The sequence below is a fragment of the Streptomyces sp. NPDC058985 genome (assembly GCF_042740985.1).
GTDB lineage: Bacteria > Actinomycetota > Actinomycetes > Streptomycetales > Streptomycetaceae > Streptomyces.
In genome coordinates, this window is sequence record NZ_JBHYJX010000002.1 from 270704 (window position 1) to 287324 (window position 16621).

Annotated in this window: 14 protein-coding genes; 5 read left to right on the top strand and 9 right to left on the bottom strand. The window is 69.6% G+C overall.

Going from position 1 to position 16621, the window contains the following annotated elements:
* Window positions 1-21: 21 nt before the first annotated feature.
* The 7 genes from ACFW01_RS02860 to ACFW01_RS02890 all read right to left on the bottom strand — a co-directional run bounded on the left by ACFW01_RS02860 (window position 22) and on the right by ACFW01_RS02890 (window position 8615).
* On the bottom strand, window positions 22-1170 hold the full coding sequence (locus tag ACFW01_RS02860) for an aldose epimerase family protein (protein ID WP_384502228.1): 1149 nt from the start codon (window positions 1168-1170) through the stop codon (window positions 22-24).
* Window positions 1171-1282: 112 nt separating this feature from the next.
* Complete coding sequence (gene mmsB, locus ACFW01_RS02865) at window positions 1283-2527, bottom strand: multiple monosaccharide ABC transporter permease (protein ID WP_234954354.1); 1245 nt, start codon at window positions 2525-2527, stop codon at window positions 1283-1285.
* Entirely contained in the window at window positions 2524-4083 is a 1560-nt protein-coding gene (gene mmsA, locus ACFW01_RS02870; RefSeq protein ID WP_234954352.1) for a multiple monosaccharide ABC transporter ATP-binding protein, read from the bottom strand. The genes mmsB and mmsA overlap by 4 nt, the downstream gene beginning before the upstream one ends.
* A 32-nt stretch (window positions 4084-4115) precedes the next feature.
* Window positions 4116-5225, bottom strand: coding sequence for a multiple monosaccharide ABC transporter substrate-binding protein (chvE, locus tag ACFW01_RS02875; RefSeq protein ID WP_384502229.1), 1110 nt, complete (start codon window positions 5223-5225; stop codon window positions 4116-4118).
* A 98-nt stretch (window positions 5226-5323) separates the two neighbouring features.
* Window positions 5324-6295, bottom strand: coding sequence for a hypothetical protein (locus ACFW01_RS02880; RefSeq protein WP_234954348.1), 972 nt, complete (start codon window positions 6293-6295; stop codon window positions 5324-5326).
* Window positions 6296-6441: 146 nt separating this feature from the next.
* The gene (locus tag ACFW01_RS02885) at window positions 6442-7452 is read right to left on the bottom strand and encodes an alcohol dehydrogenase catalytic domain-containing protein (RefSeq protein ID WP_234954346.1); all 1011 of its coding nucleotides are present in this window, start codon (window positions 7450-7452) and stop codon (window positions 6442-6444) included.
* Entirely contained in the window at window positions 7449-8615 is a 1167-nt protein-coding gene (locus ACFW01_RS02890) for a mandelate racemase/muconate lactonizing enzyme family protein (RefSeq protein WP_234954344.1), read from the bottom strand. The genes ACFW01_RS02885 and ACFW01_RS02890 overlap by 4 nt, the downstream gene beginning before the upstream one ends.
* A gap of 214 nt (window positions 8616-8829) precedes the next feature.
* Here ACFW01_RS02890 and ACFW01_RS02895 point away from each other — a divergent pair, with 214 nt between their 5' ends.
* The 3 genes from ACFW01_RS02895 (at window position 8830) to ACFW01_RS02905 (ending at window position 14167) form a co-directional block, all read left to right on the top strand.
* On the top strand, window positions 8830-9549 hold the full coding sequence (locus ACFW01_RS02895; protein ID WP_234954342.1) for a hypothetical protein: 720 nt from the start codon (window positions 8830-8832) through the stop codon (window positions 9547-9549).
* 149 nt (window positions 9550-9698) lie between these two features.
* A complete protein-coding gene (locus ACFW01_RS02900; protein ID WP_234954340.1) occupies window positions 9699-10097 on the top strand; it encodes a hypothetical protein in 399 nt (132 codons plus the stop codon).
* Window positions 10094-14167, top strand: a complete 4074-nt coding sequence (locus ACFW01_RS02905) for a hypothetical protein (RefSeq protein ID WP_384502230.1) — start codon at window positions 10094-10096, stop codon at window positions 14165-14167. Before ACFW01_RS02900 ends, ACFW01_RS02905 begins: the two co-directional genes overlap by 4 nt.
* A gap of 31 nt (window positions 14168-14198) precedes the next feature.
* On the opposite strand, the gene ACFW01_RS02910 is transcribed toward ACFW01_RS02905, so the two are convergent.
* Window positions 14199-14621, bottom strand: coding sequence for an ATP-binding protein (locus tag ACFW01_RS02910; protein ID WP_384502231.1), 423 nt, complete (start codon window positions 14619-14621; stop codon window positions 14199-14201).
* A 157-nt stretch (window positions 14622-14778) separates the two neighbouring features.
* Between ACFW01_RS02910 and ACFW01_RS02915 the strand changes: the two genes are divergently transcribed.
* Both ACFW01_RS02915 and ACFW01_RS02920 read left to right on the top strand, forming a co-directional pair.
* The gene (locus tag ACFW01_RS02915; RefSeq protein ID WP_234954334.1) at window positions 14779-15321 is read left to right on the top strand and encodes a UTRA domain-containing protein; all 543 of its coding nucleotides are present in this window, start codon (window positions 14779-14781) and stop codon (window positions 15319-15321) included.
* Window positions 15318-16076 carry a GntR family transcriptional regulator gene (locus ACFW01_RS02920; protein ID WP_384502232.1) on the top strand — a complete coding sequence of 253 codons (759 nt, stop codon included), beginning with the start codon at window positions 15318-15320 and terminating at the stop codon, window positions 16074-16076. Before ACFW01_RS02915 ends, ACFW01_RS02920 begins: the two co-directional genes overlap by 4 nt.
* A gap of 6 nt (window positions 16077-16082) precedes the next feature.
* On the opposite strand, the gene ACFW01_RS02925 is transcribed toward ACFW01_RS02920, so the two are convergent.
* Entirely contained in the window at window positions 16083-16526 is a 444-nt protein-coding gene (locus ACFW01_RS02925) for a MarR family transcriptional regulator (RefSeq protein ID WP_234954330.1), read from the bottom strand.
* Window positions 16527-16621 lie beyond the last annotated feature (95 nt).

The window sequence follows — 16621 nt, forward strand, 5'->3', positions numbered from 1 at the left end:
AGAAAGTGTGCCCGCCCGGCCTCAGGCGTCGAACGAGTGCACCGTCGACGTCCGGTACGTCTGTCCGGGCCGCAGCACCGTCGACGGGAACGACGGCTGGTTCGGCGAGTCCGGGAAGTGCTGCGTCTCCAGGCACAGGGCGTCGCCCTGGCGGTAGAGCGCGCCGCCGGTCCCGGTCAGGGTGCCGTCCAGGAAGTTGCCCGAGTAGAACTGGAGGCCGGGCTGGTCGGTGGCGATGCGCAGGGTGCGGCCCGAGACGGGGTCGCGCAGGGTGGCGACGTGCTCGGGGCGGTCGGTGACGCCCTTGTCCAGCACCCAGTTGTGGTCGAAGCCCTTGGCCGTGACCAGCTGCGGGTGGTCGTCCCGGATGTCCCGGCCCACGGGCTTGCCCCGGCGGAAGTCGAAGGGCGTCCCGGACACCCGGGCCAGTTCGCCGGTCGGGATCAGGCCCGCGTCGGTGGGCGTGTAGCGGGAGGCGGCGATCGACAGCTCGTGGCCCTCGACCGTGCCGCTGCCCTCACCGGCCAGGTTCCAGTAGACGTGGCTGGTGAGGTTGACGACGGTGGCCCGGTCGGTGGTGGCCGCGTAGTCGACACGCCAGTCCCCGCGCCGGGTGAGCGTGTACGTCACCCGCGCCCGGAGCGTGCCCGGGTAGCCCATCTCGCCGTCGACGCCGGTGTAGTGCAGGACCAGGCCGACGTCGGGGCCGTCGGTGAACGGCTCGACGTCCCACACCCGCTTGTCGAAGCCTCGCGCGCCGCCGTGCAGGCTGTGCTCGCCGTCGTTGACGGAGAGGTGGTACTCCTTGCCGTCCAGGGTGAAGCGGCCCTTGTCGATGCGGTTGCCGTAACGGCCGATCAGGGCACCGAAGTAGGGGCTGGAAGCCACGTAGTCGTCGAGGTTGCCGAAGCCCAGCGAGACGTTCGCGTGGCGGCCCCGGCGGTCCGGGATCTCCAGCGACTGCACGGCTCCGCCGTAGGAGAGCACCTTCATCCGCGTGCCGCCGTTCTCCAGCGACCAGCGGTACACCTTCGTCCCGTCGGCGAGTCTGCCGAAGAGTTCCTTCACCGGCTTCGTGCCTCCCGTGGCGTGTGCGGTGCCGCCGAGGGTGGCGGCGGTGAGACCGGCGGCGGCTGCGCCGGCGATGACCGTGCGCCTGTTCAGTTCCATCCGGCAACTCCTCGAGTGGGGTGAGGGAAGCGCCCCTTCAGGGGGCGCGGCGAACCGCGCGGCCGGCCACCACCGGCCCGCGGTCTCCGTACGGCCCGAATGGACCGCTTCTCTATGAACCGACGCGCCGCTTGTTCCACACGTCGAACCCGACCGCGGCCAGCAGCACCGCGCCCTTGATGACCTGCTGCCAGTCGGTGCCGATCCCGACGAGGTTCATGCCGTTGTTCAGCACGCCCAGGACCAGACCGCCGATGATCGCGCCGAGCACCGTGCCGACGCCGCCGCTCATCGAGGCACCGCCGATGAACGAGGCGGCGATGGCCTCCAGCTCGAAGTTGAGGCCCGCCTTGGGGGAGGCCGCGTTGAAGCGGGCGGCGAAGACCAGGCCGGCCAGCGCCGCGAGCATGCCCATGTTCAGGAAGACCAGGAAGGTGACCTTCTTGTCCTTCACGCCGGACAGCTTGGCCGCGGGCAGGTTGCCGCCGATGGCGTAGATGTGGCGGCCGAGGATCGCGTTGCGCATCAGGTAGCCGAAGCCGACGACCAGCACGCCCAGGATGAGCAGCACCACCGGCGCGCCCTTGTAGCTCGCGAGCAGCAGCGTGACGACGAGCACCGCGGAGACCAGCGCGACCACCTTGAGCCAGAACAGCTTGGCCGGCAGCACGTCGAGGGAGAACTCCTGCTGCCGCTTGCGGTCGCGGACCTCCTGGTAGACCACGAAGGCGATCAGGGCGAAGCCCAGCAGCAGCGTCAGGTTGTGGTAGTTGGTGTTCGGACCGACCTCGGGCAGGAAGCCGTTGGCGACCTTCTGGAGGTCCTTGGGGAACGGGCCGAGCGTCTGGCCCTTCAGGAAGATCTCCGTCAGACCGCGGAAGAGCAGCATGCCCGCGAGGGTCACGATGAACGACGGTATGCCGAGGTACGCGATGAAGAACCCCTGCACCGCCCCCGCGGCCGCGCCGATGGCGAGGCAGAGCACCACCGCGAGCGGCCAGGGGAGGTCGTTGTCGACCATGAGCACGGCGGCCATCGCGCCGATGAACGCGGTCAGCGAGCCGACGGACAGGTCGATGTGGCCCGCGATGATGACGAGCATCATGCCGATCGCGAGGATCAGGATGTAGCTGTTCTGCAGCACCAGGTTGGACACGTTGCGCGGCAGCAGCAGGTCGCCGTCGGACCACACGGCGAACAGCACCACGATCAGGCCGAGGGCCATCAGCATGCCGTACTGGCGCATGTTGCGCCGCATGCCGTCGAGCACCAGCCGCAACAGGCCGTCGCCGGCGGCTGATCCGCCCTTCCCGGGCGGCGCGGGGGCCGGGGTCTTGGCGGTCACGTCCGTGCTCATCGCGTTACCTCTTTGTCCGTCTTGTCCTTCGTCATCCGACGCATCAGCGCTTCCTGCGATGCCTCGGCCCGCGAGAACTCACCCGTCAGCCGTCCCGCGGCCATGGTGTAGATGCGGTCGCACATGCCGAGCAGCTCCGGCAGCTCGGAGGAGATGAAGACGACCGCCTTGCCCTCGGCGGCCAGCCGGTCGATGACCGTGTAGATCTCGTACTTGGCGCCCACGTCGATGCCGCGCGTGGGCTCGTCCAGGATCAGCACCTCGGGACCCGCGAAGATCCACTTGCTGAGGACGACCTTCTGCTGGTTGCCGCCGGACAGCTTGCCCACCGGCTCGAAGACCGTCGGCGCCTTGATGTTCATGGACTTGCGGTACTCCTCGGCGACCTGCCGCTCGCCGTGCTCGTCGACGACACCCCGCTTGGCCACCTTGCCGAGCGCCGTCAGCGAGATGTTCCGGTTGATGGTGTCGATGAGGTTGAGGCCGTAGTGCTTGCGGTCCTCGGTGACGTACGCGATGCCGTGCCGGACCGCCTCGGGGACGGTCCTGGTACGTATCTCGGTGCCGTCCCTGAGGACGGTGCCGGCCGCGTGCCGGCCGTAGGTGCGGCCGAAGACGCTCATCGCCAGCTCGGTGCGGCCGGCGCCCATGAGCCCGGCGATGCCGACGATCTCGCCGCGCCGGACCTCGATGGAGACGTCGTCGACCACCTTGCGCTGCTGGTCGATGGGGTGGTGCACGGTCCAGTTGCGGATCTCCAGGGCGGGCGCCGCCCCCTCCTCGGGGTGGTGCGGCGTCCGGTCCGGGAAGCGGTTCTCCAGGTCGCGGCCGACCATCCCGCTGATGATCCGGTCCTCGGTCGTCCCGGCCGCCTTCACGTCGAGCGTCTCGATGGAGCGCCCGTCGCGCAGGATCGTGACCGAGTCGGCCACCCGGCGGATCTCGTTCAGCTTGTGCGAGATGATGATCGAGGTGATGCCCTGTTCCTTCAACTGAAGGATCAGGTCGAGGAGTTTGCCGCTGTCCTCGTCGTTGAGCGCCGCCGTCGGCTCGTCGAGGATGAGCAGCTTCACCTTCTTGGAGAGCGCCTTGGCGATCTCCACGAGCTGCTGCTTGCCCACGCCGATGTCCGCGACCCGGGTCTCCGGGTGCTCGTCCAGACCGACCCGGCGCAGCAGCTCGGCGGCGTGCCTGAGGGTGTCGTTCCAGTTGATCAGCCCGCGCTTGGCGTGCTCGTTGCCGAGGAAGATGTTCTCCGCGATGGAGAGGTACGGCACCAGCGCCAGCTCCTGGTGGATGATCACGATGCCGTGCTGCTCGCTCGCCCGGATGTCCTTGAACCGGCAGGTGTCGCCCTCGAAGAGGATGTCCCCCTCGTAACTGCCGTGCGGATGGACGCCGGAGAGCACCTTCATCAGGGTCGACTTGCCGGCGCCGTTCTCCCCGCAGATGGCGTGGACCTCGCCCTGGCGGACGGTCAGCGTGACGTCCGACAGCGCTTTGACGCCGGGAAAGGTCTTGACGATCGAGCGCATTTCCAGGACGGGTCCCGCCATGGTCGTGCCTTCCAATCCTTGAGGGAGCCCGGTTACTTGAGGTCGTCCGCGCTGTAGTAGCCGCCGTCGACGAGGACCTTCTCGTAGTTGGACTTGTCGACACTGACCGGCTCGAGCAGGTAGGCGGGCACGACCTTGGAGCCGTTGTCGTAGGACTTGGTGTCGTTGACCTCGGGCTTCTTGTCGTTCAGGACCGCGTCGACCATGTTCGAGGCGACCTTGGCGAGCTGGCGGAGGTCCTTGAAGACGGTCTGGGTCTGCTGGCCCGACTTGATCGACTTCACCGAGGCGATCTCGGCGTCCTGGCCGGTGACGACGGGCATGGGCTTGCTGCCGGAACCGTAGCCGTCCGACTTCAGGGCGGACAGGATGCCGATGGAGATGCCGTCGTACGGCGAGAGCACCGCGTCGACCCGGGCGCTGCGGTAGCTGGAGGTGAGCAGGTCGTCCATGCGCTTCTGCGCGGTGCCGCCGTCCCAGCGCAGGGTGGTGACCTGGTTGAGGTCGGTCTGCTTGGACCGCACGACCAGCTGGCCCTTGTCCATGTAGGGCTTCAGGGCGTTCATCGCGCCCTGGAAGAAGTACCTGGTGTTGTTGTCGTCGTTGGAGCCGGCGAACAGCTCGATGTTGAAGGGGCCCTTCTTGCCCTCCTTCAGGCCGAGCTTGTCGACGATGTAACCGCCCTGCAGCTCGCCGACCTTCTCGTTGTCGAACGAGGCGTAGTAGTCGACGTTCTCCGTGCCGAGGATCAGCCGGTCGTAGGAGATGACGGGGATGTCGGCGTCCTTGGCCTGCTGCATGACGTTGCCCAGGGACTTGTTGTCGATCGCGGCCACGATCAGCGCGTCCACGCCCTGCGTGATCATGTTCTCGAGCTGCGAGACCTGCTGGTCCGGGTCGTCCTCGCCGAAGACCAGCTTGGTCTCGAACCCCTTGGCCTTCAGTTCCTTCTCGACGTTGGCGCCGTCGGTGATCCAGCGCTCGGAGGACTTGGTCGGCATCGCGATGCCGACGGTGGCGCCGTCGGCACCGCCCTCGTCCTCCTCGCTGCCACCCTCGCTGTTCTGGCCGCAGGCGGTCAGCGTCAGGGCGAGGGAGGCGGCGGAGGCTATGGCGGCGAGAGCGGCTCTGCGGTTGCGCATGGTCATCATCCTTGATGTGGGTCAGGGCTCGGTCCGAGAGCAGGTGTGTGGGATTGTGCGCGGCTGTGTCTTCTTTTGTGAAGGGAGTTTCCGGAACGTTATGACGAGATCTCGAACCGGTTGAGCGGCCCGGGCAGCCGCGTGCCGGGCGGTGCCATGTCCCCGTCCGCCCCGTGCCGGGCGAGCAGGTCGAGCGCGAGCCGCCCGCGCCGCACCCGCTCCTTGGCGGTGGCCAGCGTCAGTTCGCGCAGGTGGTGGCCGTACGGGTAGATGCCGGGCGCCTTGGCGAGGCCGAACTTCAGGTACAGCGGGGCGCCGCGCCGGATCAGCTCGGCGATCTCGTACATGCGCACATAGCCGCCCAGGTCGTCGGGGGCCTCGATGTACAGGTCCATGGGCGCGGCCGAAACCCGCCGTATTTCGGTCAGGTGATCCGGTGTCAGATCGCTGGGCACGTTGATGGAGTCGGCGCCGAGCCGCTCGTAGACCGCGTACGAGGCCGGGTTGACCGGGCCGACGAGCGCGGAGAGCTTGAGCGTGGTGTCGGCGGGCACGAGTCCGGCCGCCCGCGCCCGGTGCAGCGTCCACAGCACGCCCTCGTCGGCGACCAGCAGGCACCTCACGCCCAGCTCCGTGGCGCGGACGGCGTCCTCGACGCAGCCGGCGACCGCGTCGTGGCCGCGCGCCCTGAGGCCCGCCCCGCCCGAGTCGGTGCGGGTGGAGCCGCCGATGTCCCAGGTGCCGCGCGGGCCGGTGAACAGGCAGAGCTCGATGTCGCGTTCGGCGGTGGCCTCGGCCATCTCGGTGATCTCGGCGTCGGTCAGCATCCACACACCGCTGCCCTGGCTGATCCGGTGGATCGGCACGTCCAGCCGCGAGGACTCCTTCAGTACCACCGCCAGCGCCTCCGGCCCCTCGCAGGAGGGGATCTCGGTGCGCCAGCGGCCACCGTCCGGGAAGGAGTGCGGCGAGGCGTCGGCGGGATCGGGGGCGGGCGCGGCCAGCCCGAGAGCGGTGAGCGCCGGCTCACCTGGCCTGCGTACGGAGGCCGGGGCGGAAGCGTCGGTCACAAGCTGTCCTTAGCGTTCGGTATGTCGGACGAAGTTCGCGGCTCCGGGCGCGAGCGGCGCGGTCCGGTGGGTGTACGCCGGTACGGAGGCCGTCAGGTCGCCCCCGCACCGGCGTACGGCTCAGGAGCCGGAGCCGGGGGACGCGGTCAGGGCCGCAGCAGCACCTTGCCGACCTTCGGATCGCCGGACCCCACCAGCTCGATGGCCTCCGGGAACTGGTCGAGCGGCAGTTCGTGCGTCACCAGCGGACGCGGATCGAGCAGGCCGGCCGCGAAGACCCGCACCGTGTGCGCCCAGGCGTCCGGCGGCGCGCCGAAGACGGTGTGCACCTCCAGCTGCCGCACCACCAGGTCGGTCGGGTCGAGACCGTCGGCGCCCGGCGCGGGGATGCCGGTCAGCACCAGCCGCCCGCCCCTGCGCAGCAGCGCGGCGGCCGTACGGGCGGCGTCCGCCGACCCGGCGGTCTCGATCACGAGGTCGAAGTCGTCCGGGAGCGGGCGGTCCCTGGTGCGGAAGTCGCTCGCGCCGAACCGCCGCGACAGCGTCTCCCGGTCCCCGCGCGTGCCGACGACCAGCAGTTCGGCCGGGGAGGCGGCGCGCAGGAACTGCACGGCGAACATGCCGAGCGTGCCGGTGCCGACGACGGCGACCCGCTCGCCGGGCCGGGCGCCGGCCTTCAGCGCGGCGGCGGCGACGCAGGCCGCGGGCTCGAGCAGCGCGGCGGCGGTGAGGTCGGCGTCGTCGGGCAGCACGTGCAGCAGCCGCGCGGGCAGGGTCAGCGTGGGCGCCATCGCGCCCGGCCGGGTGAACCCCGTCTCCTCGTACCCCGCCGTGCACAGCGTCGTCTCACCCGCGTGACAGCGGTCGCACACCTGGCAGTTGCGGAACCCCTCGCCCACCACCTTCCGGCCGGCCAGCGACGCGGGCACCCCGGCGCCGGTCCGCTCCACGGTCCCGGACCACTCGTGGCCGGGGGTGAGCGGGTAACGCACGTACCCCTCGGGCCGGTTGCCCTGGTAGACCTCGCGGTCGCTGCCGCAGATCCCGACGGAGTGCACCCGCACCAGCGCCTCGCCGGGGCCGGGTTCGGCGGGCTCGTGCTCCACCAGCCGGTGCGCCCCCGGCGCCTCGACGACGACCGCGACCGCGCCGCTCATCCCTGCGTCCCCTTGGGCTTGCGCTGCTCCCAGCCCTCGGCCCACAGGTCGAACCGGGCCTGCTGCTGCGGGAACTCGGCCGCCGCGTCGGTGTCCAGCTCGACGCCGAGGCCGGGCGCGTCGGACAGGTGGAAGCACCCGTCCTCCGGGTCGACCTGCGGGGCGCCCTTGACGACCTTCTTGATCTCCGCGTCCGCGAAGTCGTTGAAGTGCTCCAGGATCTTGAAGTTCGGTGAGGTGAACCCGACCTGGAGGCTGGCGGCGGTGAGCACGGACCCGCCCACGTTGTGCGGTGCGACGAGCGTGTAGTGCGTCTCGGCGGTGGCGGCCAGCTTCCGGGTCTCCCAGATGCCGCCGATGTGGCCGACGTCGGGCTGGACGACGTCCACCGACTGGTCCTCGAACAGCTCGCGGAACTCGATCCGGTCGTGGATGCGCTCACCGGTGGCGACGGGGATGTCCACCTTCTCGGCGACCTTCCGCAGCGCCTTGAGGTTCTCCGGCGGGACCGGCTCCTCCAGCCAGGCCGGCTTGAACGGCGCGAGTTCGCGGGCGAGCCGTACGGCGGTGGAGGGCGAGAACCGGCCGTGCATCTCCAGCATCAGCTCGGCGTCGGGCCCGATGGCGTCCCGCACGGCCTCGATCAGCGACACGGCGTAGTTCGTCTGCCGCTGGTCCAGTTCGAAGTGCCCGGTGCCGAACGGGTCGATCTTCAGCGCCCGGTACCCGCGCTCCATGACCCCCTGCGCGGCCTTGTGGTACGCCTCCGGCGTCCGCTCGGTCGTGTACCACCCGTTGGCGTACGCCTTCACCTTGTCGGTCACCCTGCCGCCCAGCAGCTGCCACACGGGGACCCCGAGCGCCTTGCCCTTGATGTCCCAGCAGGCCATCTCGACGACGGCGATGCCGGACATCACGATCTCGCCGGCGCGGCCGTAGTCGCCGTACTTCATGCGGCGCACCAGGTCCTCGACGGCGAACGGGTCGGAGCCGAGGACGTGGTTCGCCTCGGCCTCCCGCAGATAGCCGACGAGCGCGTCGGTGTGCCCCAGCATCCGGGTCTCGCCGACGCCGGTGACGCCCTCGTCGGTGTGCACCTGGACGTAGGTCAGGTTCCGCCACGGCGTCCCGACCACGTGTGTGCTGATTCCGGTGATGCGCACGGCGGCTGCCCCTCGCTCTGTTCGATATTTCGTCACTCGTTCGAAATGCTGGCGTGACAGTAAGGACGGGGTGGTCGGGGTGTCAATGGGTCGCACACATAACGGTTTCGGCGATTTCGAAGGTGCGGGCGGACCGGCCCGGGACGCTTTCCCACACAACCTTCACAGCCGCCTCTAGGAACACGGCCGTCCCGGAACTTAACCTTCCCGCGTCATGGACTACTGCCACCCGTGCCGACGGCACCTCAACGGCGCTCTCGCCTGCCCCGGGTGCGGTACGCCCGTCGAACAACTCCGCACCGCCGAACCGCCCCTGACGGCGACCGGGGCGGCCCCCTCGCCCGGGCCCGCCGACGACACGGGCGCGTCCGACGAGGCCCCGGACGACCCCCCGGACGACCCTCCACCCGGCGCCCGCTCCAGCCGCCGCGACCGCAAGGCCGCCGCGCACCGCCGGCGCCGCCGCCGGACCCTGTTCGTCACCGCGGGCTTCGTCCTGGCGGCCGGCGGACTGAGCCTCGCCGAACTCGGCACGGACGCCCCGCACTCACCACCCCGCCCGGCCGCCGCCGGGGGAGAGTCACCGGACGGCGGGGCGACGAAGGAGGCGGGGGAGGGCTCGGCACTCCCGGCCGACGCGACCTCGGACCGGACCACCGCCTCGGCCACCCCGTCCCCGGACGCCTCCGCCTCGGCATCGGCGTCCCCGTCGAAGTCCCCCGACGCGGACGCCTCCGGCCCACCCCCCGAATCCGACACCCCCGCCGCGTCCCGCCCCCCGGCCCAGGCGGGCACCCCGACCCGCGACCCGGATCCCGCCCCGTCGTCCCCCGATTCCGACGACCCACCCGCGACCACCACCCCCACACAGCCGGACGAGCCGGACCCGACGCCGACGGAAACGTGCGACCGCTTTCTGTGGTGGTGCACGTAGCCCCCTCCGGACGCCTTTCCATGGTGATAGGTGCGGCTGAGCGGATACGGTTTGCGTAACGGGAGTTGACGGGGGCGCTCACCGGCAACTCTCCTCCTGCTCATCTCGTCCGGACCGGGCGGCACGGGGAAGTCGGTGGGGATATGGCCATGTCAGGGACGGCGCGGGCCTGGATCGTCGTGACAGCGGTGGCGGCGGGACTGGCCTCGGTGGCGTTGGTGCTCGTGGCGGTCCTGGCGGACCTGGACACCGCGGGGCAGGCGGCGAGCGTGGCGGGCGCGGTGGTCGGCCTCCTCGCCCTGCTGGTGTCGGTGATCGCCTTGCTCCGCAACGGCTCTCCGACCGCAGGGGCCCGGTCGGTCCAGTCCGGCGGGGTCATTGGTCGCGCGGTCACCGGCGACCGCAACCGTCTCGGGCCCGTGTCGGCCCCCACCGCCCCGTCGGCCTCCGCTTCTTCCCCGGGCAACGCCGTACCCGGCGAGCGAGGGGTCTCCGCCTCCGGTGGCATCGGCCAGGCCGTCACCGGCGACGAGAACGAGGACGTGTGAAGTGGTGGCGGGGCCTGCGCAAGCCCGCTGAAGCCCCGGCCCAGGACGCTCCTGCCGACACGGTCAGGACGTCGGCCCAGCGGGGAGTGTCCCTGGGGAAGCGGGCGGTCGACGCCGACGGGGATCTCGGCGTGGTCGTCACGGGCGACCACAACAGCACCACCACGATCATGGGAGACGTGATCGTGAACGGCGCGAGCAAGGCGCCGCTCTCGGTGTACGAGGCGGAGATCCGCATATTGGCCGCCACCCACTTCGAGGGCAGAGAGAAGGAACTCGCCGAGATGAGCACCTTCGCTCTCGGCGACCACGCGCACGGTCCGTCCTACTGGCGATGGCTAGCCCCGGCCTGGTCGGGCAAGACGGCGCTCATGGCCCAGTTCGCCCTGAACCCTCCGGACGGCGTGCACGTACTGGCCTTCTTCATCACCGCGCGTTTGGCCGGCCGCTCCGACCGCACTGCTTTCCTGTCCATGCTGCAACAGCAGTTGCGCGCCTACCTGGAGGACAGCGACCTCGACTGTGACGGCTACGGCGGCTTCCATGACGCCCTGCGCCGCGCCGCCCAACGGGCACTCGGCCGGGGGCAACGGCTCGTGCTGGTAGTCGACGGAATGGACGAGGACAGCGGCGTCGAATCCGCGTTCGCCGGGTACAGCATCGCTGGACTTCTGCCCGCCACCCCGCCGGACGGCCTGCGAGTGATCGTTGCCGGTCGGCCCAATCCGCCGGTCCCTGGCGATGTGCCCCGTGGTCATCCGCTGCATGCGAGCCACATCAGCCACGACCTCGCCGAGTCACCCGCCGCCCGTGCGGTACGAGAGGATGCCGAACGCAATCTGAACGACATGATCGTCGCAGGCGACCTCCCCCTCGATCTCGTCGGTCTGACCTCCGCCGCAGGAGGCGGACTCAGCGCAGCCGACTACGCCCCTCTGGTCGGGGACCGGACCCCTCGGCAGATCGAGGCGGTTCTCAGCGGTGCGACAGGACGGTCCTTCCAGCTTCGCCCCGCGCAGTGGCCTCTCAGCGACGGCCGACGTCCCTCTCTGTACTCCTTCGCCCACCAGGAACTCGTGGTGAGTGCCAGGCACCTGCTGCGTCCTTCTGTGTTGAGTGCCTACCGGACACGTGTGCACGACCTGATCGACGCGTACCGGGACAGAGGGTGGCCTCAGGACACTCCCGAATACGCGCTGAAGGGTTACCCGCAGATGCTGCGCGAACAGCGGGACACCGCACGGCTTACGCGGCTGGCGACCGATCCGGCACGGCACGAGCGGCTGTGGCACACCACCGGAAGCGACACCGAAGCCCTCACCGAGATCGCCGATGCCTTCACGCTGCACAGGGCGGAGCCGGAAGCGGACCTCGTTTCCTGTGTGCGCCTCTCGTACTTCCGCGACGAACTCAAGCACAAAGCACTGAGCTTTCCGATCGAGGCCATCCACGTGCTGGCCAAGCTCGGGCACGTCCGCAAGGCAGCGGCGCTGCTCGGTGCCAGGGTCGAATTCTCCCCGCAGGAGTGCTGGTTGTTCACGAACGTTCTCCGCGAAGCATTGGTGATCGGGGAAGAACAGTTGGTCTTGAGGGCTGTACATGCCTTGATCCGCCCTGCGGTCCGTGACCAGGCGCTGTTTCACTGCGTCGTTGCGTTGGCGGATGCGGAACAGGTTGCTGACGCCGCGGAACTGGCCCGCACGATCAGCGATGTGAGGATGCGGAGCACCGCATTCGTCGAGGCGGCGCGGAAACTGGTCCGAGCAGGCCGACCGAATTGGACCGTTGACGTTACCCGCGAAGCGGCCGAGACGGCGCGTGCGTTCGGTGACCCGGCGAGTCGAGTCGAGGTGATGGCCGCCGTGATGCAAGTACAGATGGAGGCGGGGCACACGGAGGAAGCCGCCTCCCTGGTCACCGAGATGGTCGATGTGGTTCGCGCACTTACCGACTCCCCTCGGCGATCTTGGGCGTCAGCCGTGGTGGCTGAGGCGCTGATGAACGCAGGGCGGACGAAGGAGGCTGTCGACCTGGCTCGTGACGCCGCGAACGGTACCGGTGGCCTGGGCGATCTGGAAGAGCGGGTCATGGTACTGCGACAGGTCGCGTGTGTGCTGGCGAAGGCGGGGCGAGGCGACGAAGCCTCCCGATGCGCGTTGACCATCGATGGCCCGGGGCGTCGGTGCGCAGTACTGGTCAGAGTGGCCGAGGCGTCGGCAGAGGTGGGGCTGTCGGAGGCGACCGTCGATTCGGTACGTGACGCAGTAGAGGCGGCCGACGACCTGAGTGACCTGGATGAGCGGGCAGACGTGATGGCCGAACTGGCCGACGTGCTCGCGAAGACGGGACGGGGAGAGGACGCAATCCGCCTTGCGCGCACGATCAGTAGGCCCGAGCACAGGTTCTCGGTGGTGATCGATGTGCTGTCAGCGCTGGTCAAGGCGAGACTGTCTGAGAGGGCCATCGCCCTTGTCCCGCATGCCGTCGAGGTGGCGGGCGATCTCACCAAGCCGGAGGGGCGGGCCGACGCGCTCGGCCAGGTGGCTCAGTTGCTGGTGACTGCGGAGCGGCTGGAGGAAGCGGTCCGTCTCATGGACTCCATCAGCGATCCTGGGCACCGGGCCATGGCATGGGGCGACGTGGCGTTGACCATGGCGAAGGCCGGTCACACGGACGAGGCGGCGGGGCGTGGCATCGCCGCTGCCCAAGCGATCGGCATTGTGGGCGACGCCGCGACACGGGCCGACGGACTCCTGCGCGTCGCGCGCGTTCTCACGCGGACGGGACAGACCGAGGACGCCGTCCGTCTGGTCCGTAGTGCCGCCGAAGTGGCAGCCACGATCAACGATCCCCGACCCCGTGCCTCGACCTTGGTGGACGCGGCTCGCTTGATGGCGGACGCAGGGGAGGCGGACCACGCGACCCGGTACACGGACATCGCCATCGAAGTGGCCCGCACCGCGCCAGACGTCGTCCGGACGGTCTCAAGCAGCCTGCAAGTGGCTAGGGCACTGGCCCAGGTGGATCGTACGGAGGAAGCCAGGGAAGTCGCGCGGACCGCTGTCGACATGGCGATGGCAGTCAAGCTACCCGCATCCCGGGCCGGGCTGTTGGGCCATGCCGCGCTTTTGCTCGTGGAGACGGAACAGGCCGCGGAAGCGGTCCAACTCGTCGATACCTACGTTCGAGTGAGCCGAGGACATGTTGATCCCGATGACCAGGCGATTGTCTTGGCGCACGTGGCTGTTGCGTTGGCGGGGGCGGGGTGGACCGAGGAAGCTGTCCGTCTCGCCCACACCGCCGCCGACCTCGCACGTGCGACGTCTGTCCGTACTTGGCGCTCCTCGGCCTTGGCGCGCGTCGCCGACGCGCTGGCCAAGGCAGGTCGGGCCGACGAGAGCATCCGGCTCGCGGAAACCATCACCGAGCCCGACGACCGTGTGGCGGCTCTGGTGGGCGCGACCCGGGAACTGGTCAAGGCGGGCCGGACGGACGATGCCGTTCGTCTCGCGCGTACGGCAGTCCAACTGGCGGGTACCGCCACGACCACCTTCTACCGCGTCGTGGCACTCACCAGCGCGGCTCGGGCGCTGGTGGCGGTCGGGAAACCGGACGACGCCACCGAGATTACCGAAAGCCTCATCGAGGACGAACAGGCCATGACGCTGGCAGACGTAGCCGGATCCCTGGCAGCACTGGCGGGAGAACTGGCGGACGCGGAGCACACGGAGGAGGCCGTCCGTCTCGCCCACCGAGCGGCCGACCTGGTACGCGCAACACCGAACCCCTCCAAGCGCGCCTCGGCACTGGCCGGCGTGGTGAAGGCGTTGGTCAAGGCGGACCGCCTCCACCAGGCCACCGAGGTCGCCGGCACCATCACCGAACCGTCCGCACACGCCTCCGCCCTGGCGGCCCTGGCTCGGGCCCGTGGCCGTTCCCCCGAGGCGAGATCACTGCTCCGCTGGGCACTGTCCCTGGACACCCATGAGGAGGCGTTGGAGGAATTGGCGATGGTATCTGGCGAGGCGTTGAACGAGGCCCTGACGTGCGTGCGACGGACGGCGTCATGATTACGGAAGTACAGGCGAACCGGTCTGTGAGTCAGTAGGCAACGTCCCCGGCACACTCACCCGGCGCCGCGCTCTTGAAAGCCACCCACACACTCTTCCCGACGACCTCCTGTGTGACCCCCATGTCGTCGGCAAGCTCCCGGGCCAGGAGTAGACCGCGTCCGGAACACGCCTCCGAGTCGGCCTCCGGGGCGTCGACATTGAGCTGTCGGTCGCCGCTGTCCCGTACCGCGAGGCGGATCACCGAGCCATCGAGCGCGAGGCTCACGCAGTACTCCCTGCCGGGCGGTGCTCCGTGAAGGAGCGTGTTGGTGGCCAACTCCGAGACGCAGAGGGTTATGTCGTCCAGCCGATCGGTGTGACCCCAGTCCGTCAGAACCTCACGGACGAAGGCGCGGGCGTCGCGCACTGAGGCGCGCGAGCACGGGAATCGACGGGCTCGTGACAAGGGCACGAGGGGCCACCTCCGGGAGCTGGAGCGTCCGACAGGAAGGCGATCGTATCGCTTTTCACGAAAAGCAGCTAGGTGGCAGGATGGTGAGGAACGCATGGGCGAAGTCGCTTAACGTTGGGCCCTGATATGGGCAAGCGTCGGCCGCGAGGAGGACCGTATGAGCGCGAGCAGTTGGGTCAGCACGTCTCTCCCGTATCTGATGCCGCAGGAGGAGGGACGCGGTGACGCCTGGAGCGCCGAGGCCGAGGCGCAGGGCCGCCGGGGGGCGCAGCGCATCCTGCACGCCGGTGAGGTGCCCGCGCCCGCCGAGGTCGCGAATCTGCTCGGCGTAGCCGAAGGGGGGCCGGTCGTCGTGCGCCGGCGACTGATCCTCCTCGACGAGCGGCCGAACGAGCTGACCGACACGTTCTACCCGCTGGTCATCGCCGCTGGCACCGCTCTGTCACGCACCGCCAAGATCCGTGGCGGTGCCGTCACCCTGCTCGCCGAACTCGGCTACGTCGGCGCCCTGGTGCGCGAGGACGTCACGGCCACGATGCCGGACGAGGGCGAGCGCCGGACCTTGGAGACCGCCCCCGGTGAGCCGGTTCTGCGGCTCACCCGGCTGACGCTCGACCGCGAGGACCGCCCGATCCAAGTGGATCGTATGGTGATGCCTGCCCTACGGCAGAGACTGCGCTATCAGATCGAGATCGGATGACCGTGCCCCAGGCAGAAACGGAAGGCGTCGACCGTCGCTCCCTCCACGAGCGTATCGCCGCCGATCTGCGCGACGACATCATGAGCGGTGAACTGGCGCCAGGGGCGAGCCTTCCCTCGACGGCGCGGCTCAAGGAGCGGTTCGACGCGTCGAACGCCACGGTGCAGAAGGCGTTGCAACTCCTCAAGGAGGAGAGTCTCGTGGTGGGCAGGGCGGGAGCCTCGGTCACCGTCCGCGAGCACCGTCAGCGTACGGTGTCACCGGCCGCGCTCCAGACTGCCGACCGGTGGCTCACGGAGGCCGCCAAGCACGGCACCCACGCCCGCAGTGTTCTCCGCGATGTCGCGGAGGTCCGCCCACCCGCCGACGTCCGTTCCGCCTTCGGCCTCCCCGCGGACGGCACGGCACTGCTGCGCAGTCAGATTCTCCTGATCGACGACGAACCCGCCGAACTCGTCGACTGCTATTACCCGTTGGACGTCGCCAGGGGCACGGCGCTCATGGAGCGTCGCCGGATCAAGGGCGGCGCACCCGCACTACTGGCGGAACTGGGGCATCCCGCGCGCCGTAGCGTGGACCGGGTCTCCGCGCGGATTCCGACCCAGGAGCAGTACCGGGCCCTCCACCTCACCAGCAGTACGCCTGTCCTGCGCACCCTCCGGGTCGTCCACGGCGACGAGAGCCGCCCGGTCGAGGTGACGGTCATGGTGAAGGCGGGGCACCTCTACGAGCTTCAGTACGAGTTCGAAGCGTAGGGAGGGTCAGCTCTCCTCGACCATCCTCCGCAACGCGTCCCGCAACGCCACCCGCTCCCCCTCCGACAGCCCCGCCAGCGGCTCCCGCGCGAACCGCAGGGAATCCCTGAGCCCCCGTGCCACCCGCCGGCCCTCCTCCGTCGCCGCCGCGACCTTCACGCGCCGGTCGGCGGGGTCGGGGCGCCGCTCGACCAGGCCTCGCGCCTCCAGCCGGTCCACGATCCCGGTGACGTTCGACGGCTCGCACTTCAGTTTCTGCGCCAGCTTCCGCATCGGCAGCGGCTCCAGTGACAGCAGGCTGAGCAGCTTGGCCTGCGCCCCGGTCAGCGCGCGCTCGGCGGCCGCCTCCTCGTAGTCGGCGTGGAAGCGGGCCACGACCTCTCCGATCAGCTCGACGACTTCGAGGGTGAGTGCGTCGGGTCGGCGCGTGGTGTCGCGTGGTGTGGCCATGCGATCCAGGGTACCCATTTGTTTGACAAGGTGAAATGTTCAGCCGCATGGTTGTTTCATAACCTGAAGCATCTCGCCCATCTCGGCCACGACGA